The organism is Exiguobacterium sp. R-17 (assembly GCF_049913315.1).
In the GTDB taxonomy this organism is placed as follows: Bacteria; Bacillota; Bacilli; order Exiguobacteriales; family Exiguobacteriaceae; genus Exiguobacterium_A.
The window spans coordinates 83445-106231 of sequence record NZ_CP184372.1 but is presented as its reverse complement, the minus strand read 5'-3'; the positions used below and the strand labels follow the sequence as shown (position 1 = coordinate 106231).

Below are 22787 nucleotides of genomic sequence, written 5' to 3'. Positions count from 1 at the left end.
CGAATGGTTTATATCATGTATCTGAATTCTTTCGACGACGGATCGCTTCTAAACGTGCGACGACGTCTTCTGGTAAATCAATCTTCGAGCGCGGTTGAGCCGTCGTCTTCGCAGACGTCGTCTGTTGTTTGATGACAGCGACTGCCGCTTTCCACTCTCGCCGGAGCTCTTGCGCCGATATGCGGAGTGCTCCGAGCGTGAAGATGACCCACTGCTCCGTATAATCATTCGTCGCTACCGTTAGCTTGACTCGGATATCTTGTAGCCAATCAGCAGCTGTCTTTTCAATCCATTCATCTGCCGTTTCGTTCTCCCGTGTGTAGACGATATCAATCCCGCTTTTTTGCATCCGGGATTCACGTCCCGGTTGAAGATAGGCATCGAAGACGATCGTAACGCTGAGACCTGTGACAGCTTGGTATTCCGCCATCGCATGAATCAGCCGTTCCCGTGCCAATTCAAAATCTTGCTCCCGCAACGTCCGAAATTCTGGCCATGCGCCAATGATATTATAGCCATCTACGATGAGACGATCATATTTCATCGCGCATACGGCTTTCTAGTCCGGTAGACTTCATATAGTAATAACGAAGCAGCAACCGATGCGTTGAGCGATGTGACATGTCCCGCCATCGGGAGGTGGACGAGGAAATCACATTTCTCACGGACGAGCCGGCTCATTCCTTTTCCTTCACTTCCAATGACGATTCCGAGTGGCATCGTCCCATCAAGTGTCCGGTAGTCATCACTTTCGCGCGCATCCGTTCCGACGAACCAGATGCCTTGTTTCTTTAGATCCTCCATCGTCCGCGCAAGGTTCGTCACGCGAACGACAGGAATATGTTCGATCGCGCCTGTTGATGCTTTTGCGACGACTTGCGTCAATCCGACTGATCGACGCTTCGGAATGATGATCCCGTGTGCCCCGACAGCATCTGCTGTCCGCAAGATTGATCCGAGATTATGTGGATCTTCCAGTTCATCGAGTAGGATCAAGAGCGGTGTTTCGTCCTTTTGACGCGCGAGCTCAAAGATGTCTTCCATCTCAGCGTACTCATACGCCGCTACCGCTGCGACGACACCTTGGTGATTTTCCGTTCCAGCTAAACCGGTTAACCGTGAACGCGGTACGAGCTGGATTTGAATCCCTGCTTCCTGCGCCATCGCGTGGATGACGGCAAGTGGTCCTTTTTGTTGTCCTTCCTGCAGAAACAGCTTGTTCATCTCTCGTCCGCTCCGTAATGCTTCTAGAACCGGATTTCGACCCGACAAGAAATCTTGTCCTTCTTCGAGCGGTTCGATCGCGATGGGCTGTTCCTTGACCGGAGCGGCTTTTCGTTTCTCTTGTGCTGGACGTTGTGCCTTCGTTTTCGGCTTCATACCGGTAGCCTTAGGATTCGTCTGTTTTTTCGGCTTCGAGTAGTTCGAACGCTTGTCCGATGAGTTCTTCAAGGCGATCCCCTCCTTCTGAAAGATAAATATAACCGAGCAATGCTTCAAATGCTGTCGCGTAGCGATACGTATGGACGTCCGTGCTCTTCGGGATGGAACCGGATTTTGCGTTCTTCCCGCGCCGGACGACCGCTGCCTCTTCTTCCGTCAACGCATCCGTGTTCAACCAGTGCGTCACGACCGTCGCTTGTGCTTGTGCCCGAACGTACCGGACAGCTGCTTTATGCAACTCGCCCGGCTTCACATAACCTTGTTCGAGCAATCGCTCGCGCACACGAATCTCATAGACGACGTCGCCCATGTACGCTAACGCGAGTGCGTTCAGTTGTTTGTAGTTCTTCATCCGCGCTTCCACCGCATCCCTTGTGCTGTATCTTCGAGCAGAATGCCTTGGTCACGTAGTTGGTCGCGAATTGCATCTGCTCGTGCAAAGTCACGATTTTGACGTGCTGTGTTCCGCTCTTCGATCAACTGTTCGACTTCTTCATCGAGTAAGCCTTTATCAACTGTCAACGTCACACCTAGGACGCCTGATAATTCCGAGAAGAGTGCGAGGAACTGTTCGAGCACCTGTTTCGATACATGCGCTTCTCCAAGGTATAGGTTGGCTTCTTTTGAGAGATCAAACAAATCCGTCACCGCGTTCGCTGTATTGAAATCATCATCCATCGATGTGATGAAGTGTTCCTTGATTGCCGCTAGACGATTCAACCACTTCTCGTCACCTGTTCCGAGATCAGCCGTCATGTCAAGTCGGTGTTCAATGTTTGCGACCGACTCCCGGATCCGTGCGAGACCATTCGCTGCTTGGTCGATCAGTTCACGACTGTAGTTGATCGGGTGACGATACTGAACCGACAACATGAAGAATCGTAACACCATCGGATCAACCGCTTGGATTGCTTCATGAACCGTCAAGAAGTTACCGAGCGACTTCGACATCTTCTCGTTTTCGATGTTCAAGAACCCATTATGCATCCAGTAGTTTGCGAACTTCTGAGAATTGCATGCTTCCGACTGGGCGATCTCATTCTCATGGTGCGGGAACTTCAAGTCTTGTCCACCGGCATGGATATCGATCGTCTCTCCGAGGTATTTCTTCGCCATCGCCGAGCACTCGATGTGCCAGCCTGGTCGCCCTTCGCCCCACGGACTCGTCCATGCCGGCTCGCCTGGTTTTGCTGCTTTCCAGAGCACGAAATCAAGCGGATCTTCTTTTTTCTCTCCGACTTCGATTCGTGCACCTGCACGCAACTCGTCGATTGACTGTTGGCTTAATTGTCCGTAATCCTTGAAACTACGCGTCCGGAAGTAGACATCTCCGCTTGAAGCGTAGGCATTGCCTTTTTCAACAAGGACTTCGATGAATGCGATGATATCGTCCATCGTTTCCGTGACGAGTGGATGGATGTCCGCTTTTTGGACATTTAAAGCACCCGTATCCGCGTGATACGCTTCAATGAAACGTTTCGTCAACGCATGATAATCTTCTCCCAGTTCGTTTGCTGTCCGGATGATCTTATCGTCGACGTCCGTGAAGTTCGAGACGTATTTGACCTCATATCCGCGGTATGTGAAGTAGCGACGGACTGTATCGAAGACGATCGCTGGACGTGCATTGCCGATATGAATGTAGTTGTACACAGTTGGACCACAGACATACATCTTGACCTTTCCTTCTTCTAATGGTTTAAATGGTTCCTTTTTTCCGGTCATGCTGTTGTACAGTTGAATCATGACGTCGCCCTCCTTTAATCCGTTCAATTTCTTGTTTTAATACTTCTAGTTCCATTTCAATCCGCTCTTGGCATTCGCTGACCGGATCCGGGAAACGATGATCAAGTGGTGCTTCGACCTTCATGCCGTCTTGAATGACGACACGTCCCGGAATGCCGACGACGGTCGCATTTGGAGGAACGTGTTTTAAGACGACGGAACTGGCACCGATTTTTGAGTATGCCCCGATCGTGATATCACCTAGGACACGAGCACCGGCAGAGACAAGTACGCCGTCTTCAATCGTCGGATGACGCTTTCCTGTTTCTTTCCCCGTTCCGCCGAGTGTCACGCCTTGAAACAACGTGACGTCATCGCCAATGATCGTCGTCTCACCAATGACGACACCCATCCCATGGTCAATAAAGAATCGGCGTCCAATCGTCGCTCCTGGATGAATCTCGATGCCTGTCAAAAAGCGACTGAATTGCGAAATCAATCGACCGAGCAAGCGAAACTTCGCGTTCCAGAGCCGATGGGCCAGGCGATGCATCCAAATCGCATGTAAGCCCGGGTATGTCAAAATGACTTCTAACGTGCTGCGGGCAGCTGGATCTTGCTCAAACACATTGCGGATATCTTCTCGCATCCGTGTCATATACGTTCTCCTTTCCATAAGAAAAAGCGCCTCTATGCATTGCTGCACAGAGACGCTAACGAAGCGCGGTCCCACTCTGTTTGGACGATTGACTCGTCCCTCTCGACGTCCGTTAACGCCGGAGATACGTCTGCGCCTACTTTCACGGATTTCGGGCAGCACTCAGAGGGGCATTTCATGATTCGCTTCTTCAAGCCCTCGCACCATTCGAGCTTGTCTCTGGAGAAGAAGACGCATCGTTACTTTCCTCGTCTACGCTTTCGTTATTCTGCTTCAAGCCGTGCAAGCACACGGTCTTTTCCTAGTAATTGAATCGTGTTCGGGAGTTCTGGACCATGCGTCTGTCCTGTCGTCGCAACACGAATTGGCATGAACAAGTTTTTTCCTTTTTGACCAGTCGCTTTTTGCGTCGCTTTGATCGATGCTTTGATTGCTTCTGGTGTCCACTCTTCGAGAGCGCGTAACTGGTTCGCGAATTCTGCAAGTACAGTCGGAACCGTCTCGCCACTCAAGACAGTGTTTGCCTCTTCATCATACACCACTTCATCCTCAAAGAACATCTCTGAAAGCTTGACGATTTCCGCGCCATGCGTCATCTGTTCGCGGTATAGCGCGACAAGATCACGTGCCCAAGCGAGCTCTTCTTCTGAAGGTGACGCTTCGACGCGACCTGCTTCTTGTAGGAACGGAAGACTTGCTTCGAATACTTCTTCGAACGATTGATGTTTCATATACTGACTGTTGATCCAAGCCAATTTGTTTTGGTCAAAGACAGCCGGACTCTTCGAGAGACGATCCGCGTCAAAGATCTTGATTAACTCTTCTTTTGTGAAGATTTCCTCTTCGCCGACAGGTGACCAGCCGAGAAGCGTGATGAAGTTGAGTAATGCTTCCGGGAGATAACCGAGCTCTTTGTACTGCTCGATGTACTGAATGATCGAGTGATCACGCTTCGAGAGTTTCTTGTGTGCTTCATTGACAATCAATGTCATGTGACCAAACGTCGGGTATTCCCAACCGAACGCATCATAGATCATCATCTGTTTCGGTGTGTTCGAAATATGATCATCTCCACGAAGAACGTGACTGATCGCCATCAAGTGATCGTCGATGACGACAGCAAAGTTATACGTCGGAATGCCGTCTTTTTTAACGATGACCCAGTCACCGAAGTCTTTTGATTCGAACGAGACGTCGTCTTTGACGATATCATTCCATGTATACGTGACATCTTCCGGTACACGAATCCGAATCGATGGCGTGCGACCTTCTGCGCGGAACGCTTCTTCTTGTTCTGCTGTCAGGTTACGGTGTGCCCCTGAATAACGTGGTGCTTCTCCGCGTGCGATTTGCGCTTCGCGTTCTGCTTCGAGCTCTTCCGATGTCATGTAGCAACGGTAAGCGAGTCCCTTTTCAAGTAACTCATCCGTATACTTTTGATAGATATCAAGACGCTCCATTTGTGAATAAGGACCGTACTCACCACCGCGACCTGGACCTTCGTCCCAATCGACACCGAGCCACTCGAGATTCTTCATTTGACTCTCGACACCACCTGCGATGTTCCGCTTTTGGTCCGTATCCTCGATTCGTAATACCATCTTGCCGCCTAAATGGCGTGCAAACAGATAGTTAAATAATGCAGTCCGGGCATTCCCGATATGCAAGTGTCCTGTTGGACTTGGGGCATAACGTACTCGTACTTCTGCCATTGCCAATCACTCCTTCGACTAAAATTCGCTTATCTAGTATACCTTATTCTTCGATTCGTTTCAGTAGAATCACTGCTTGACAAGCGATTCCCTCTTCTCGTCCCGTAAAACCTAACCATTCCGTTGTCGTTGCCTTGACATTGATCTGTTCAATGTCCGCTTCGAGTAATTCTGCGATCCGAGCGCGCATCGTGTCGATGTACGGACGAAGCTTTGGTGCCTGTGCGATGACTGTCGCATCTAGGTTGCCAAGCTCATACCCTTGTTGTTTAACGAGCGCGTAGACATGCTGCAGTAATTTTGCTGAATCCGCATCCTTGAATTCAGGATCCGTATCCGGAAAATGTTTTCCGATATCCCCCGCTGCAATCGCACCAAGTGCTGCGTCGGCAATCGTATGTAACAAAACGTCTGCATCCGAATGACCGAGCAATCCTTTCGTATGCGGAATCTCAATGCCGCCTAAAATCAATTTCCGATCCTCTGCAAAGGCATGTACATCAAAACCTTGTCCAATTCGAATCATCGTCATTTCCCTCGTTTCATTAGAATTGCTTCACCGAACCATAGATCGTCCGGTGTCGTCATCTTGATATTTTCGTAGTGACCGTGGACGATCGTTACTTTTCCTCCGTCCCATTCTATCAAACTTGCATCATCGGTTCCTAGGTATTTTGTTGCCGCTTTTTCATGAACCGTGCGAATCGTTGCAAGATCAAATGCTTGTGGTGTCTGGGCTGCCATCAAGTGTTCTCGCGGAACGGTCTCACTGATGTGATTCGCTTCGATCCGTTTGACGGTGTCTTTGATCGGTACGGCGAGAATCGCTGCTTGATCCAACACTGCCGCCTGGACGACCGCATGAATCGCTTCTTGTGAAATGAACGGTCGAGCCCCATCATGAATCAGGACGATCCCTTCGCCTTCTAATGCCTCAAGACCACGGAGAACACTTTCTTGACGTTCGGCCCCACCCGCAACCAGTTTGATGGCTGTCGCATAGGACGAAGTGACGTGCGTAAACCAGTCTTTCTCCATTGGATTGATCGCAAGAACGATTTCCGCACATGCCGGGTCCGCCTCGAAGACATCTAGTGTCCAAGCGATGATTGGACGGTCTCTTAGTTCAAGCATCAATTTATTACGATCTGCGCCCATCCGCTTACCGGCACCGGCAGCGGGGATGACGACGCGATATGTGGCTGTAGACATCTCATTCCCTCTTTTCTATCTCACTGATCATCGTGATCCATTCCATCACACCGAAAACGGACTCGATCATGAAATCGAATCCGTTGCGGGTCTATCTGAATGCCTCTCGATATCTCTCTAGGCATAGTGTCTCATTTTTCCTGTGGTTTCGCAAAAATCATTCGTCCAGCTGACGTCTGTAAGACACTCGTGACGACGACGCCAATCGTTTTCGAAATGAGATGTTTGCCTCCTTCGACGACGACCATCGTTCCATCTTCGAGATAGGCGATTCCTTGCTTTTGTTCTTTCCCTTCCTTGATGACAAGGACGGTCATTTCTTCTCCTGGAATGACGACTTGTTTGACCGCATTCGCCAGGTCATTGATGTTAAGGACAGGAACATGTCGGACTTCACAGACTTTGTTTAAGTTATAGTCGTTCGTGACGACGATTCCTTTGACGAGTTCCGCAAGTTTGATCAATTTGATGTCGACTTCCGGTACATCCTCGAAGTCGCCATCATAAATTTCGACCTCGACTCCAGGGATCTCTTGTAATTCTTTTAAGACATCGAGCCCGCGGCGTCCACGGTTTCGTTTCAACGTATCAGAAGAATCCGCGATGTACTGCAACTCACCGATGACGAATTGCGGAACGATCAGTTTCCCTTCGACGAAGCCTGTTTTCGTGATATCTGTGATTCGTCCGTCGATGATGACGCTCGTATCGAGCACTTTACTATTCGACTTTGCTGGAACGACGACTTCAGATGCCGTCTTTTTTTCACTTTGGTTGCTACGTAAGAAGATTTTCGTCAATTCATGACGTTTTCGATACCCGACCGTAAAGCCGAGATATCCGAATAACGCGGTCACGAAGATTGTTAAGACATTACTGAGGACAGGAATCCCAACTAAGTCGATTAACGTACTGACGAGAAATGCTAATACTAATCCGATCAACAAACCAAACGTACCAAAAAAGAGATCTGCTACTGGGGCTTTGACGAGTCGTTCTTCTAAAAATCGGAGAAGTCGAATTACCGAATCCGTAATGAATAATCCAATTAATAAGAATATGAGTGCACCAATCGTTCCAGTTACGTATTCGCTCATCAACCATGCCGGGAAAGTCGTACTTGTCGCTGTTTCAATCAATTGGAAAAACTGAGGAAGCAACAAGATCCCAAGGGCAAGTCCGAGTAATGCAAAAAATACCCGTATGACGATTTTCAATCTTCTCACCTCCTTTGCCTATTTTAAGTTCATTGTAACATGTACTGAATTGAACTACCTACGCTGGAAGGAGGGGAAACTGTTTACATATCCATTACAGTTCCCCCATTTTTTACGTCATTCCAGCTTAAAACGGAATGGTTTCGCGTAATGCTTCGTCCACGCTCTCGACACCGACGACCGTAATCCCGTCCGGATACGTCCAGCCTCCTAAGTTATTTTTCGGAATGATCGCTCGTGTAAAACCGAGTTTGGCTGCTTCTGCTACACGTTGCTCAATGCGCGATACACGACGAACTTCTCCCGTCAACCCGACCTCACCAATCACGACATCCGTCGGACGCGTCGGTTTGTCACGGAAACTAGAGGCAATCGCAACACAGACGGCTAAGTCGATCGCTGGTTCATCGAGCTTCACACCACCCGCTGCCTTGAGATAGGCATCTTGTGTTTGTAAGAGAAGACCCGATCGTTTCTCAAGAACGGCCATCAATAACGCTACTTTATTTTGATCGATTCCGGTCGCCATCCGTCTAGGATTCCCGAATGACGTCGGTGAAATCAGTGCTTGCAGTTCGACAAGGACCGTCCGTGTCCCTTCCATCGAAGCGACGATCGTTGAACCGGATACGCCGGATGTCCGCTCTTCGAGGAAAATTTCTGACGGATTTAAGACCTCTTCAAGGCCAGACTCCCGCATCTCAAAAATTCCGATCTCATTCGTTGAACCAAATCGGTTTTTAACAGCACGCAGAATCCGAAACGTATGGTGACGTTCGCCTTCGAAATACAAGACAGCATCCACCATGTGCTCAAGTAAACGTGGTCCAGCAATCGAACCCTGTTTTGTAACGTGACCAACGATGAAGATCGCAATACCGCGACTCTTCGCAATTTTCATCAGCATCGCCGTACATTCACGTACCTGTGTTACACTCCCGGGTGCGGACTGAATTTCATCAATGTAGACGGTTTGAATCGAGTCGATGATTAAAAACCGTGGCTGTTCTTCATCAACGACACGTTCAATCATGTTCATGTCCGTTTCACTGAGGACGAACAAATCCTGTGTCGGCAATCCAAGCCGTTCCGCGCGCAATTTGGTTTGTTTAAGCGATTCTTCCCCTGAGATGTAGAGCACTTTTTCACCACGTTGGGCAAGCCGTGCACTCGTCTGCAGTAAGATCGTCGACTTCCCGATCCCCGGGTCTCCTCCAACAAGCACCATCGAACCTGGAACGATGCCACCTCCGAGGACACGGTCGAATTCACCACTTCCGGTAAAGACACGACTCTCTTCTTGCGAGACGATATTCGCGAGGCGCTCTGGCTTTAATTGTTTTGTCGTCGTATGAACAAAAGCGGCACCGCGCCGTCCTTTTTTTTCTTCGACGACTTCTTCGACCATCGTGTTCCATTCTCCGCATCCAGAACAACGTCCCATCCATTTCGGTGATTCAGTTCCACAGCTTTGGCAAACGAATTTTGTTTTTAACTTAGCCAATCGATTCATCCTTTCTGTTTCAAAAAAAGACCAGCTTCGCTCAGAAAGTGCGAAAGCTGGCCCTGTGCTCAGTGCTTATTCCGTTGCGGCAGAACTCACGTGATTCCGGCGAACGATGAATTCGTTCTCTTCGACATCAAGCGCAACATGCTCTCCTTTTTGGATATCACCTGCGAGCAATGCTTCTGACAACCGGTCTTCCGCTTCCCGTTGAAGGGCACGACGGATTGGACGCGCACCGTACTCTGGATCGTATCCGATATCGGCGATCTTCGAGAGGGCAGCTGGTGTCAATTCGAAATGAATTTCCTGTTCAGCCAAACGTTTTTCAAGGGTTTTCGCCATCAACTTCACGATCTCTTCGATATGTTGTTTCTCGAGTGAATGGAAGACGATCGTTTCATCAATCCGGTTCAAGAACTCTGGACGGAAGGCCCGTTTGAGTTCTTCCATGACTTTATCTTTCATGTCTTTGTATTCGCGATCCGTATCTTCAGAAACAGCGAATCCAACATATTTATTACGTTTAAGGGCACTTGCACCGACGTTCGACGTCATGACGATAATCGTGTTACGGAAATCAACCGTGCGACCTTTCGAGTCTGTTAGACGCCCATCATCGAGTACCTGCAAGAGAATGTTGAAGACTTCCGGGTGCGCCTTCTCGATTTCATCAAGTAAGATGACCGAGTACGGTTTCCGGCGAACTTTTTCAGTCAATTGACCGCCTTCTTCGTAACCGACATATCCTGGAGGTGAACCGACGAGACGGCTCGTTGCATGTTTCTCCATGTACTCTGACATGTCGATCCGGATGATTGCATCCTCATCTCCGAACATCGCTTCGGCAACCGCACGGGCGAGTTCTGTTTTACCAACCCCAGTAGGACCGAGGAAGATGAATGAACCGATCGGACGTTTTGGATCTTTCAGTCCAGCACGTGCCCGACGAATGGCTTTTGAAATCGATTTAACGGCTTCGTTTTGACCGATGACACGATCGTGAAGGATTTCTTCGAGGCGAAGGAGACGATCCGTCTCTTCTTCCGCGATCTTCGTGACCGGTACACCTGTCCAGTTGGCAACGACTTGTGCGATGTCATCTTTTGTGACTTCAAGTTTTTCGTTGCCTTGTTTATTCTGCCATTCCTCTTTCAAACGCTCAAGCTCATCGCGTAATTTTTGTTCCGTGTCGCGGAGGCTTGCTGCTTTTTCAAACTCTTGGCTTTGGACAGCTTCGTCCTTGTCCTTACGGATACCTTCGAGTTTCGCTTCGACTTCTTTTAAGTTCGGTGGTGCTGTGTATGAACGCAACCGAACTTTCGATGCCGCTTCATCGATCAAATCGATCGCTTTATCCGGAAGGAAACGATCCGAAATGTATCGATCCGACAATGTGACGGCTTCTTGAATCGCTTCGTCTGTGATCGTCACACGGTGGTGTGCTTCATAACGATCGCGAAGACCAAATAGGATTTGTGTTGCTTCATCCGTTGTTGGCTCTGCGACTTGAATCGGTTGGAAACGACGTTCGAGTGCCGCATCTTTTTCGATGTATTTCCGGTACTCATCAAGAGTCGTTGCTCCGATACACTGGAGTTCACCTCGTGCGAGCGATGGTTTAAGGATGTTCGATGCATCGATCGCACCTTCTGCTCCACCCGCTCCAATCAATGTATGCAACTCATCGATGAAGAGAATGATGTTCCCCGCTTGACGAATCTCATCCATGACCTTTTTCAAACGATCTTCGAATTCACCACGGTATTTCGTACCGGCAACGAGTGTTCCCATGTCGAGTACCATGACGCGTTTATTGCGTAACGTCTCCGGTACTTCATTGTTGATGATTTGTTGAGCGAGACCTTCGACGACAGCCGTTTTACCGACCCCTGGTTCCCCGATCAAGACTGGGTTATTTTTCGTCCGGCGGCTCAAGACTTCGATGACGCGTTGAATTTCTTTCGCACGACCGATAACTGGATCAAGACGTGTTTCACGCGCTTGTTGTGTCAAATCACGAGCAAGACCATCAAGTGTTGGTGTTGCGACACCTGAACCTGCTTGCGACGCGTTTGCTGTTGTTTCACTGTTCCCGAGCAACTGCAGTACTTGCTGACGGGCTTTTGAAAGACTGATGCCTAAGTTATTTAAGACACGAGCAGCAACGCCCTCTCCTTCTCGGATCAATCCGAGCAAGAGGTGTTCTGTTCCGACGTAAGAGTGACCGAGTTTACGTGCCTCATCCATTGATAACTCGATGACTTTTTTCGCACGTGGTGTATAGTGAATCGTCGTTGCACCATCTTGTCCGCGACCGATCAATGCTTCGACTTCCATCTGAATTTTATCTGAACTGAGACCGAGTGCTGTTAAGGCTTTCGCAGCGATTCCGTCTCCTTCACGTACAAGTCCGAGTAAAATGTGTTCTGTTCCGATATTGTGGTGCCCCAACCGTACTGCTTCTTCTTGAGCAAGTGCCAATACACGTTGTGCACGTTCTGTAAATCGTCCAAACATCATTATGCAAAACCTCCTTGTGTGTGATCCCTGTTTGTCTGTTCGGTTAACATCGTCCGAATTCGTTTCGCCCGTTCGATGTCCCGTTCTCTAGATGTTAATTGTTTCCCGAAATGCTTTTGTAGAAAACCTGTTTGTAGCGAGACGAGCAGTTGATGAAATAGGTTTGGAGGTAGGTGGACCTCTAGTCCCAGACTATCTGCTAAGCGGACATCCGATAGCCGTTCCGTTGCTTCCCGCGCTGTAATCAGTCGAGCTGATGTCAGGATGCCATAGGAACGATATAGTCTGTCCTCTAGTTCTTCTTGATACATCTCCAATAATCCTTTTCGTGCTGCCTGTTCTGCTTCAATTAATGCTTCGACCGCAAATTGATAGTCCGTGATCAGCATATCCTCGCTTGCCCCAAGCGTCCGTTGGTTCGAAAGTTGGAACATGCGACCAGAAGCATCGCTTCCCTCACCGTAACGCCCACGAATCGCGAATCCTAACTGTCGTAAGTGTTTGATATAGCCTTGAATCTGATTCGTCAGGACTAGTCCCGGTAAGTGCAACATCACGGAAGCACGAAGACCTGTTCCGACATTGCTCGGACATGTCGTTAAATAACCAAGTGTATCATCAAAAGCAATCTTAAAGCGTTCGCTGATCAAGCGATCGACTTGTTTTGCGATCCGAAACGCCTCTTCGAGCTGGAGCCCCGGTAATAAGGTCTGGATCCGGAAATGATCTTCTTCGTTTACCATGACACTGATCTGCTCATCTTCACTAATGAAGAGTCCTGTCCGTGGATGACTCGCTAACGCCGGACTAATTAGATGCTTTTCTACTAAAGCGGTTCGGGTCAGGACATCCGCCTGATCGACACGACCAAATCGGAACCCTTTCATCCCATTTAGTTGGCGTTCCGTCTCTTCAATGAGTGCATTGGCTTGTGCTTCTGACAACATCGTTGAGAACGGATAACGTGTCGTATTGCGCGCCAAACGGACTCGTGTCGAAACGACGATGTCGTCAAAGGGAGAAGATTGATTCATCGATTCGCTTAAAGGGTGTTGAAGCAACTCTTCAAACATGACGCAAATCCTCCTCGACACTCTCAATCTGTTGTTTTATGACTTCTGCTTCTTCATAATCTTCTGCTAAGATTTTGCGGTTGAGTTGTTCTTTGAGTCGACTAAGTTGCTGATTTAATCGTTTCTCCACGGATTCCTCATCAGGGCGTGAACCATAATGTTGCGTATGACCGTGTTGGAACTGACGAACCATGCCGTCGACTTCGTCTTTGAAAAATGAATAACAAGTCGGGCAACCGACTTTACGAAGATGAAGCAATTGTTGACGGGTCATACCACAAGACGGACATGCCGTCCCTTGATATTCACGTGCTAACTCCCGTACACAAACCGAGCATAAGAACTTCTCATCGGTTTCTGACTCTTGTGGGAGTTTGACACGGACGATTGCTTCTCGTTCGCCACATCGTTGACAACGCATCGTGCATTCCTCCAATGTCCGACGACTAGAGTCGCTTCATGGTTTGAAGAAGCGTCCGCATCAAGTGGGCACGCATCCGGTGTTGATCTTCGACCGCCATTGGCAAACTCTCTTTTTGCAACAGCGATTGAATCAAAATAGCTTCCCGCCGCGTCAGTAATTGTTCGTTCATCAAACGAATCAAATAATCTTCTGCAGCTTGTTCCGTCAAATGATCACCGATCCATGAACTGACTTCGTCTAATAGATCGTGACTATCGAGCACAACGATTTTTTGAATCCGAATGTATCCACCGCCGCCCCGCTTACTTTCAACAAAATAACCCTTTTCGACCGTAAAACGAGTATTAATGACGTAATTGATTTGTGATGGAACACAGTCAAAACGTTGTGCAATTTCTTGACGTTTGATTTCAATCGTCTTTTCGTCGTGTAAAATTTGCTTTAAATAGGCTTCGATGATATCTGTGATGTTTTGCATTGGCACCACCTCTCTGACCATCTTTGACTATTGTTTGATTTAATAGTAATCATCTAAAAAAAGAAATGCAACTGATAAGGCTTTTTAGAAAACACAAAAAGACCGACCTGCAATCTGCAGATCGGTCAAGTGCCTGGCAACGTCCTATCCTCACAGGGGGAAGCCCCCAACTACTTTCGGCGTTCAAGTGCTTAACTTCCGTGTTCGGCATGGGAACGGGTGTGACCACTTGGCTATCGTCACCAGACGATCGGGCTCGCGCCCTCAAAACTGAAGTCATCAACAAGCATCTGCTAGAACAAGGCCTCGACCGATTAGTATCACTCAGCTCCACATGTCGCCATGCTTCCACCCGTGACCTATCTACCTCATCGTCTCTGAGGGGTCTTTCTTGATTACTCAAAGGGAAATCTCATCTTGGAGGGGGCTTCATGCTTAGATGCTTTCAGCATTTATCCCGTCCGCACGTAGCTACCCAGCGATGCTCCTGGCGGAACAACTGGTACACCAGCGGTGCGTCCATCCCGGTCCTCTCGTACTAAGGACAGCTCTCCTCAAATTTCCTGCGCCCACGACGGATAGGGACCGAACTGTCTCACGACGTTCTGAACCCAGCTCGCGTACCGCTTTAATGGGCGAACAGCCCAACCCTTGGGACCTACTCCAGCCCCAGGATGCGATGAGCCGACATCGAGGTGCCAAACCTCCCCGTCGATGTGGACTCTTGGGGGAGATCAGCCTGTTATCCCCAGGGTAGCTTTTATCCGTTGAGCGATGGCCCTTCCATGCGGAACCACCGGATCACTAAGCCCGACTTTCGTCCCTGCTCGACTTGTAGGTCTCGCAGTCAAGCTCCCTTCTGCCTTTGCGCTCTACGAATGATTTCCAACCATTCTGAGGGAACCTTTGGGCGCCTCCGTTACTGTTTAGGAGGCGACCGCCCCAGTCAAACTACCCGCCTGACACGGTCCTCCAGCCGGATCACGGCTGCGAGTTAGAGACTCTATGCATGAAGGGCGGTATCCCAAGGGTGACTCCTCCGAAGCTGGCGCTCCGGGCTCGACGTCTCCCGCCTATCCTGTACATCATGCACAAAGCCTCAATATCAGGCTGTAGTAAAGCTCCATGGGGTCTTTCCGTCCTGTCGCGGGTAACCTGCATCTTCACAGGTACTATGATTTCACCGGGTCTCTCGTTGAGACAGTGCCCAAATCGTTACGCCTTTCGTGCGGGTCGGAACTTACCCGACAAGGAATTTCGCTACCTTAGGACCGTTATAGTTACGGCCGCCGTTTACTGGGGCTTCGGTTCAAAGCTTCGCTTGCGCTAACCCATCCCCTTAACCTTCCAGCACCGGGCAGGCGTCAGCCCCTATACGTCATCTTGCGATTTAGCAGAGACCTGTGTTTTTGCTAAACAGTCGTTTGGGCCTATTCACTGCGGCTCTACATGTGTAGAGCGTCCCTTCTCCCGAAGTTACGGGACCATTTTGCCGAGTTCCTTAACGAGAGTTATCCCGCGCGTCTTAGAATTCTCATCTCGCCTACCTGTGTCGGTTTACGGTACTGGCGCCTTCCCCCTCACTAGAGGCTTTTCTTGGCAGTGTGAAATCGTGACCTACGTCCCTACGGGACTCCGCGTCGTTCCTTGACTGTGATGCCTGACGGATTTGCCAATCAGACGGTCTTGAAACTTGCACATGCACTTCCATCCGCATGCGTCACTATCCTCCTGCGTCCCCCCATTGTTCAAACGGTGGATCGGCGGTACAGGAATATCAACCTGTTATCCATCGCCTACGCCTTTCGGCCTCGGCTTAGGTCCAGACTAACCCTGAGCGGACGAGCCTTCCTCAGGAAACCTTGGGCTTTCGACGGAGGGGATTCTCACCCCTCTTTTCGCTACTCACACCGGCATTCTCACTTCCAAACGCTCCACTGCTCCTTCCGGTACAGCTTCGCAGCGGTTTGGAACGCTCCCCTACCATTCCTTACGGAATCCGCAGCTTCGGTGGTATGTTTAGCCCCGTTACATTTTCGGCGCGGCGCCACTCGACTAGTGAGCTATTACGCACTCTTTGAATGGTGGCTGCTTCTAAGCCAACATCCTAGCTGTCTAGGCAGCGCCACATCCTTTTCCACTTAACATACACTTGGGGACCTTAGCTGGCGGTCTGGGCTGTTTCCCTCTTGACTACGGATCTTATCACTCGCAGTCTGACTCCCGAGTATAAGTTGCTGGCATTCGGAGTTTAACTGAATTCGGTAACCCTGTGGGGGCCCCTAGTCCAATCAGTGCTCTACCTCCAGAACTCTCAACCTCGAGGCTAGCCCTAAAGCTATTTCGGGGAGAACCAGCTATCTCCAGGTTCGATTGGCATTTCACCGCTACCCACACCTCATCCCCGCACTTTTCAACGTGCGTGGGTTCGGACCTCCAGTCAGTGTTACCTGACCTTCATCCTGGACATGGGTAGATCACCTGGTTTCGGGTCTACGACAACGCACTGAACGCCCTGTTCAGACTCGCTTTCGCTACGGCTCCGCCTCATCGGCTTAACCTCGCGCGTTATCGTAACTCGCCGGTTCATTCTACAAAAGGCACGCCATCACCCGTTAACGGGCTCTGACTACTTGTAGGCATACGGTTTCAGGATCTATTTCACTCCCCTTCCGGGGTGCTTTTCACCTTTCCCTCACGGTACTGGTTCACTATCGGTCACTAGGGAGTATTTAGCCTTGGGAGATGGTCCTCCCGGATTCCGACGGGGTTTCACGTGTCCCGCCGTACTCAGGATCCACTCTGGAGGGAAAACAGTTTCAGCTACAGGGCTGTCACCTTCTTCGGCCGACCTTTCCAGGTCCTTCACCTACTGTCTTCCTTTTTGACTCCGTATAGAGTGTCCTACAACCCCGAAGAGCATGCTCTCCGGTTTGGGCTGTTCCCGTTTCGCTCGCCGCTACTCAGGGAATCGCATTTGCTTTCTCTTCCTCCGGGTACTTAGATGTTTCAGTTCCCCGGGTCTGCCTCACGTTACACTATGTATTCATGTAACATGTCCCATCCCATTACAGATGGTGGGTTCCCCCATTCGGAAATCTTCGGATCAAAGCATACTTACTGCTCCCCGAAGCATATCGCTGTTCGTCGCGTCCTTCATCGGCTCCTAGTGCCAAGGCATCCACCGTACGCCCTTCATACCTTGATCTAGCGTTGGTATTCTAAGAACACACGTCTAATGACATGGTTAATTAAAAGTTTGATGTCTTGTTGATGTCTTCAGTTTTCAAGGTGCGAGTGTCTCTTGCGAGACTGAGAGACGAGCTCTCAAAACTGAACGATGGGCATGTCCCGTAAGGGACGTTTTCCTTAGAAAGGAGGTGATCCAGCCGCACCTTCCGATACGGCTACCTTGTTACGACTTCACCCCAATCATCTACCCCACCTTCGACGGCTGGCTCCTTGCGGTTACCTCACCGGCTTCGGGTGTTGCAAACTCTCGTGGTGTGACGGGCGGTGTGTACAAGACCCGGGAACGTATTCACCGCAGTATGCTGACCTGCGATTACTAGCGATTCCGACTTCATGCAGGCGAGTTGCAGCCTGCAATCCGAACTGGGAACGGCTTTATGGGATTGGCTCCACCTCGCGGTCTCGCTGCCCTTTGTACCGTCCATTGTAGCACGTGTGTAGCCCAACTCATAAGGGGCATGATGATTTGACGTCATCCCCACCTTCCTCCGGTTTGTCACCGGCAGTCTCCCTAGAGTGCCCAACTGAATGCTGGCAACTAAGGATAGGGGTTGCGCTCGTTGCGGGACTTAACCCAACATCTCACGACACGAGCTGACGACAACCATGCACCACCTGTCACCATTGTCCCCGAAGGGAAAACTTGATCTCTCAAGCGGTCAATGGGATGTCAAGAGTTGGTAAGGTTCTTCGCGTTGCTTCGAATTAAACCACATGCTCCACCGCTTGTGCGGGTCCCCGTCAATTCCTTTGAGTTTCAGCCTTGCGGCCGTACTCCCCAGGCGGAGTGCTTAATGCGTTAGCTTCAGCACTGAGGGGCGGAAACCCCCCAACACCTAGCACTCATCGTTTACGGCGTGGACTACCAGGGTATCTAATCCTGTTTGCTCCCCACGCTTTCGCGCCTCAGCGTCAGTTACAGACCAAAGAGTCGCCTTCGCCACTGGTGTTCCTCCACATCTCTACGCATTTCACCGCTACACGTGGAATTCCACTCTTCTCTTCTGTACTCAAGCCTTCCAGTTTCCAATGGCCCTCCCCGGTTGAGCCGGGGGCTTTCACATCAGACTTAAAAGGCCGCCTGCGCGCGCTTTACGCCCAATAATTCCGGACAACGCTTGCCACCTACGTATTACCGCGGCTGCTGGCACGTAGTTAGCCGTGGCTTTCTCGTAAGGTACCGTCAAGGTACGAGCATTTCCTCTCGTACGTGTTCTTCCCTTACAACAGAGTTTTACGATCCGAAAACCTTCATCACTCACGCGGCGTTGCTCCATCAGACTTTCGTCCATTGTGGAAGATTCCCTACTGCTGCCTCCCGTAGGAGTCTGGGCCGTGTCTCAGTCCCAGTGTGGCCGATCACCCTCTCAGGTCGGCTATGCATCGTCGCCTTGGTGGGCCGTTACCCCACCAACTAGCTAATGCACCGCAAGGCCATCTCAAGGTGACGCCGGAGCGCCTTTCATCACCGGACCATGCGGTCCAATGAACTATCCGGTATTAGCTCCGATTTCTCGGAGTTATCCCAATCCTTGAGGCAGGTTCCTTACGTGTTACTCACCCGTCCGCCGCTCATTCCACTGCCTTCCCTCCGAAGAGTTCCGTCAGCTTCCTGCGCTCGACTTGCATGTATTAGGCACGCCGCCAGCGTTCGTCCTGAGCCAGGATCAAACTCTCCATAAAGTGTTTGACTTGCTCGTTGTTGTGACCGGAGTCACGATTGACGAAGCTTGCGCTTCATTCGTTTTTGTATTCCGTAGAATACGATTTTTGCCTCATCGTTCAGTTTTCAAAGTTCGTCATAAAAATGGTGGAGCCTAGCGGGATCGAACCGCTGACCTCCTGCGTGCAAGGCAGGCGCTCTCCCAGCTGAGCTAAGGCCCCGTTAAAGGGATGAAATTGAAGATGGTCGGGAAGACAGGATTCGAACCTGCGACCCCTTGGTCCCAAACCAAGTGCTCTACCAAGCTGAGCTACTTCCCGAAAATGCACCCTGAGAGATTCGAACTCCCGACCCCTTGATTCGTAGTCAAGTACTCTATCCAGCTGAGCTAAGGGTGCGGAATATAAGGATCAAACAGCAAACATCAAAATGAAAATGGTACCGAGGGCCGGAATCGAACCGGCACGGGGAAACCCCCGCAGGATTTTAAGTCCTGTGCGTCTACCAGTTCCGCCACCCCGGCAGGGATATAAAAGGTAGAACCTTCATTCATAATTGAATTCTGGTGATCATTGAAGATGAAAATGGTGCCGGCAACAGGAGTCGAACCCGCGACCTACTGATTACAAGTCAGTTGCTCTACCAGCTGAGCTACACCGGCAAGTGTAATAAAAATGGTGGAGGATGACGGGATCGAACCGCCGACCCCCTGCTTGTAAGGCAGGTGCTCTCCCAGCTGAGCTAATCCTCCATATGTATCGCCTGGCAGCGTCCTATCCTCACAGGGGGAAGCCCCCAACTACTTTCGGCGTTCAAGTGCTTAACTTCCGTGTTCGGCATGGGAACGGGTGTGACCACTTGGCTATCGCCACCAGACATTTATTATCTTAACATTATGTTCACATAACGTCAAGACTTTTTTTCATTTTTTTGAAAGGCTCGCGCCCTCAAAACTGAAGTCATCAACAATGCATCTGCTAGAACAAGGCCTCGACCGATTAGTATCACTCAGCTCCACATGTCGCCATGCTTCCACCCGTGACCTATCTACCTCATCGTCTCTGAGGGGTCTTTCTTGATTACTCAAAGGGAAATCTCATCTTGGAGGGGGCTTCATGCTTAGATGCTTTCAGCATTTATCCCGTCCGCACGTAGCTACCCAGCGATGCTCCTGGCGGAACAACTGGTACACCAGCGGTGCGTCCATCCCGGTCCTCTCGTACTAAGGACAGCTCTCCTCAAATTTCCTGCGCCCACGACGGATAGGGACCGAACTGTCTCACGACGTTCTGAACCCAGCTCGCGTACCGCTTTAATGGGCGAACAGCCCAACCCTTGGGACCTACTCCAGCCCCAGGATGCGATGAGCCGACATCGAGGTGCCAAACCTCCCCGTCGATGTGGACTCTTGGGGGAGATCAGCCTGTTATCCCCAGGGTAGCTTTTATCCGTTGAGCGATGGCCCTTCCATGCGGAACCACCGGATCACTAAGCCCGACTTTCGTCCCTGCTCGACTTGTAGGTCTCGCAGTCAAGCTCCCTTCTGCCTTTGCGCTCTACGAATGATTTCCAACCATTCTGAGGGAACCTTTGGGCGCCTCCGTTACTGTTTAGGAGGCGACCGCCCCAGTCAAACTACCCGCCTGACACGGTCCTCCAGCCGGATCACGGCTGCGAGTTAGAGACTCTATGCATGAAGGGCGGTATCCCAAGGGTGACTCCTCCGAAGCTGGCGCTCCGGGCTCGACGTCTCCCGCCTATCCTGTACATCATGCACAAAGCCTCAATATCAGGCTGTAGTAAAGCTCCATGGGGTCTTTCCGTCCTGTCGCGGGTAACCTGCATCTTCACAGGTACTATGATTTCACCGGGTCTCTCGTTGAGACAGTGCCCAAATCGTTACGCCTTTCGTGCGGGTCGGAACTTACCCGACAAGGAATTTCGCTACCTTAGGACCGTTATAGTTACGGCCGCCGTTTACTGGGGCTTCGGTTCAAAGCTTCGCTTGCGCTAACCCATCCCCTTAACCTTCCAGCACCGGGCAGGCGTCAGCCCCTATACGTCATCTTGCGATTTAGCAGAGACCTGTGTTTTTGCTAAACAGTCGTTTGGGCCTATTCACTGCGGCTCTACATGTGTAGAGCGTCCCTTCTCCCGAAGTTACGGGACCATTTTGCCGAGTTCCTTAACGAGAGTTATCCCGCGCGTCTTAGAATTCTCATCTCGCCTACCTGTGTCGGTTTACGGTACTGGCGCCTTCCCCCTCACTAGAGGCTTTTCTTGGCAGTGTGAAATCGTGACCTACGTCCCTACGGGACTCCGCGTCGTTCCTTGACTGTGGTGCCTGACGGATTTGCCAATCAGACGGTCTTGAAACTTGCACATGCACTTCCATCCGCATGCGTCACTATCCTCCTGCGTCCCCCCATTGTTCAAACGGTGGATCGGCGGTACAGGAATATCAACCTGTTATCCATCGCCTACGCCTTTCGGCCTCGGCTTAGGTCCAGACTAACCCTGAGCGGACGAGCCTTCCTCAGGAAACCTTGGGCTTTCGACGGAGGGGATTCTCACCCCTCTTTTCGCTACTCACACCGGCATTCTCACTTCCAAACGCTCCACTGCTCCTTCCGGTACAGCTTCACAGCGGTTTGGAACGCTCCCCTACCATTCCTTACGGAATCCGCAGCTTCGGTGGTATGTTTAGCCCCGTTACATTTTCGGCGCGGCGCCACTCGACTAGTGAGCTATTACGCACTCTTTGAATGGTGGCTGCTTCTAAGCCAACATCCTAGCTGTCTAGGCAGCGCCACATCCTTTTCCACTTAACATACACTTGGGGACCTTAGCTGGCGGTCTGGGCTGTTTCCCTCTTGACTACGGATCTTATCACTCGCAGTCTGACTCCCGAGTATAAGTTGCTGGCATTCGGAGTTTAACTGAATTCGGTAACCCTGTGGGGGCCCCTAGTCCAATCAGTGCTCTACCTCCAGAACTCTCAACCTCGAGGCTAGCCCTAAAGCTATTTCGGGGAGAACCAGCTATCTCCAGGTTCGATTGGCATTTCACCGCTACCCACACCTCATCCCCGCACTTTTCAACGTGCGTGGGTTCGGACCTCCAGTCAGTGTTACCTGACCTTCATCCTGGACATGGGTAGATCACCTGGTTTCGGGTCTACGACAACGCACTGAACGCCCTGTTCAGACTCGCTTTCGCTACGGCTCCGCCTCATCGGCTTAACCTCGCGCGTTATCGTAACTCGCCGGTTCATTCTACAAAAGGCACGCCATCACCCGTTAACGGGCTCTGACTACTTGTAGGCATACGGTTTCAGGATCTATTTCACTCCCCTTCCGGGGTGCTTTTCACCTTTCCCTCACGGTACTGGTTCACTATCGGTCACTAGGGAGTATTTAGCCTTGGGAGATGGTCCTCCCGGATTCCGACGGGGTTTCACGTGTCCCGCCGTACTCAGGATCCACTCTGGAGGGAAAACAGTTTCAGCTACAGGGCTGTCACCTTCTTCGGCCGACCTTTCCAGGTCCTTCACCTACTGTCTTCCTTTTTGACTCCGTATAGAGTGTCCTACAACCCCGAAGAGCATGCTCTCCGGTTTGGGCTGTTCCCGTTTCGCTCGCCGCTACTCAGGGAATCGCATTTGCTTTCTCTTCCTCCGGGTACTTAGATGTTTCAGTTCCCCGGGTCTGCCTCACGTTACACTATGTATTCATGTAACATGTCCCATCCCATTACGGATGGTGGGTTCCCCCATTCGGAAATCTTCGGATCAAAGCATACTTACTGCTCCCCGAAGCATATCGCTGTTCGTCGCGTCCTTCATCGGCTCCTAGTGCCAAGGCATCCACCGTACGCCCTTCATACCTTGATCTAGCGTTGGTA

14 protein-coding genes, 6 tRNA genes, 5 rRNA genes and 1 other annotated feature are annotated in these 22787 nt (G+C 50.6%); all 25 genes read right to left on the bottom strand.

The annotated features are described in order from the left end of the window. Positions 1-13: 13 nt before the first annotated feature. The gene (locus ACN9MT_RS00585) at positions 14-544 is read right to left on the bottom strand and encodes an NYN domain-containing protein (RefSeq protein ID WP_035413144.1); all 531 of its coding nucleotides are present in this window, start codon (positions 542-544) and stop codon (positions 14-16) included. Beyond that, a complete protein-coding gene (gene rlmB, locus ACN9MT_RS00580; RefSeq protein ID WP_369792041.1) occupies positions 541-1224 on the bottom strand; it encodes a 23S rRNA (guanosine(2251)-2'-O)-methyltransferase RlmB in 684 nt (227 codons plus the stop codon). Before rlmB ends, ACN9MT_RS00585 begins: the two co-directional genes overlap by 4 nt. A 166-nt stretch (positions 1225-1390) precedes the next feature. After that, entirely contained in the window at positions 1391-1795 is a 405-nt protein-coding gene (locus ACN9MT_RS00575) for a Mini-ribonuclease 3 (protein WP_035413140.1), read from the bottom strand. Continuing rightward, positions 1792-3189: a cysteine--tRNA ligase gene (gene cysS / locus ACN9MT_RS00570; protein ID WP_035413137.1), complete on the bottom strand. Its 1398-nt coding sequence runs from the start codon at positions 3187-3189 to the stop codon at positions 1792-1794. The genes ACN9MT_RS00575 and cysS overlap by 4 nt, the downstream gene beginning before the upstream one ends. Next, complete coding sequence (gene epsC / locus ACN9MT_RS00565; protein WP_255344377.1) at positions 3143-3862, bottom strand: serine O-acetyltransferase EpsC; 720 nt, start codon at positions 3860-3862, stop codon at positions 3143-3145. Before epsC ends, cysS begins: the two co-directional genes overlap by 47 nt. Before the next feature lie 9 nt (positions 3863-3871). Then, positions 3872-4090, bottom strand: a binding site (T-box leader). Beyond that, positions 4090-5538, bottom strand: coding sequence for a glutamate--tRNA ligase (gene gltX / locus ACN9MT_RS00560; protein ID WP_056064904.1), 1449 nt, complete (start codon positions 5536-5538; stop codon positions 4090-4092). (Overlaps the previous feature by 1 nt.) A gap of 43 nt (positions 5539-5581) precedes the next feature. Continuing rightward, entirely contained in the window at positions 5582-6064 is a 483-nt protein-coding gene (ispF, locus tag ACN9MT_RS00555; RefSeq protein ID WP_029343079.1) for a 2-C-methyl-D-erythritol 2,4-cyclodiphosphate synthase, read from the bottom strand. A gap of 2 nt (positions 6065-6066) precedes the next feature. Then, the gene (gene ispD / locus ACN9MT_RS00550) at positions 6067-6750 is read right to left on the bottom strand and encodes a 2-C-methyl-D-erythritol 4-phosphate cytidylyltransferase (protein WP_035413128.1); all 684 of its coding nucleotides are present in this window, start codon (positions 6748-6750) and stop codon (positions 6067-6069) included. A gap of 131 nt (positions 6751-6881) precedes the next feature. After that, the gene (locus tag ACN9MT_RS00545; protein ID WP_035413125.1) at positions 6882-7967 is read right to left on the bottom strand and encodes a PIN/TRAM domain-containing protein; all 1086 of its coding nucleotides are present in this window, start codon (positions 7965-7967) and stop codon (positions 6882-6884) included. A gap of 127 nt (positions 7968-8094) precedes the next feature. Beyond that, positions 8095-9471: a DNA repair protein RadA gene (gene radA, locus ACN9MT_RS00540; RefSeq protein WP_029343076.1), complete on the bottom strand. Its 1377-nt coding sequence runs from the start codon at positions 9469-9471 to the stop codon at positions 8095-8097. 75 nt (positions 9472-9546) lie between these two features. After that, positions 9547-11994, bottom strand: a complete 2448-nt coding sequence (clpC, locus tag ACN9MT_RS00535; protein ID WP_035413120.1) for an ATP-dependent protease ATP-binding subunit ClpC — start codon at positions 11992-11994, stop codon at positions 9547-9549. Next, on the bottom strand, positions 11994-13067 hold the full coding sequence (locus ACN9MT_RS00530; RefSeq protein WP_426272579.1) for an ATP--guanido phosphotransferase: 1074 nt from the start codon (positions 13065-13067) through the stop codon (positions 11994-11996). The genes clpC and ACN9MT_RS00530 overlap by 1 nt, the downstream gene beginning before the upstream one ends. Continuing rightward, a complete protein-coding gene (locus ACN9MT_RS00525) occupies positions 13060-13488 on the bottom strand; it encodes a hypothetical protein (protein WP_023466580.1) in 429 nt (142 codons plus the stop codon). The genes ACN9MT_RS00530 and ACN9MT_RS00525 overlap by 8 nt, the downstream gene beginning before the upstream one ends. 25 nt (positions 13489-13513) lie before the next feature. Further along, on the bottom strand, positions 13514-13969 hold the full coding sequence (locus ACN9MT_RS00520; protein ID WP_023466578.1) for a CtsR family transcriptional regulator: 456 nt from the start codon (positions 13967-13969) through the stop codon (positions 13514-13516). A 131-nt stretch (positions 13970-14100) separates the two neighbouring features. Beyond that, positions 14101-14216 (bottom strand): 5S ribosomal RNA (gene rrf / locus ACN9MT_RS00515). A 47-nt stretch (positions 14217-14263) separates the two neighbouring features. Then, positions 14264-17177 (bottom strand): 23S ribosomal RNA (locus ACN9MT_RS00510). Between the two features lie 165 nt (positions 17178-17342). Further along, a 16S ribosomal RNA gene (locus tag ACN9MT_RS00505) occupies positions 17343-18904 on the bottom strand. Positions 18905-19029: 125 nt separating this feature from the next. Then, positions 19030-19105, bottom strand: a tRNA-Ala gene (locus tag ACN9MT_RS00500). A 22-nt stretch (positions 19106-19127) separates the two neighbouring features. Continuing rightward, positions 19128-19204 (bottom strand) — tRNA-Pro (locus tag ACN9MT_RS00495). A 4-nt stretch (positions 19205-19208) separates the two neighbouring features. Then, positions 19209-19282 (bottom strand) — tRNA-Arg (locus tag ACN9MT_RS00490). A 38-nt stretch (positions 19283-19320) separates the two neighbouring features. After that, positions 19321-19407: transfer RNA gene (locus ACN9MT_RS00485), tRNA-Leu, on the bottom strand. 62 nt (positions 19408-19469) lie between these two features. Beyond that, positions 19470-19545: transfer RNA gene (locus ACN9MT_RS00480), tRNA-Thr, on the bottom strand. Between the two features lie 14 nt (positions 19546-19559). Further along, positions 19560-19635 (bottom strand) — tRNA-Val (locus ACN9MT_RS00475). A 9-nt stretch (positions 19636-19644) separates the two neighbouring features. Continuing rightward, a 5S ribosomal RNA gene (rrf, locus tag ACN9MT_RS00470) occupies positions 19645-19760 on the bottom strand. Between the two features lie 102 nt (positions 19761-19862). Then, a 23S ribosomal RNA gene (locus ACN9MT_RS00465) occupies positions 19863-22776 on the bottom strand. Together the 16S, 23S and 5S rRNA genes with 6 tRNA genes alongside form the textbook arrangement of a ribosomal RNA operon. Between the last annotated feature and the right edge of the window lie 11 nt (positions 22777-22787).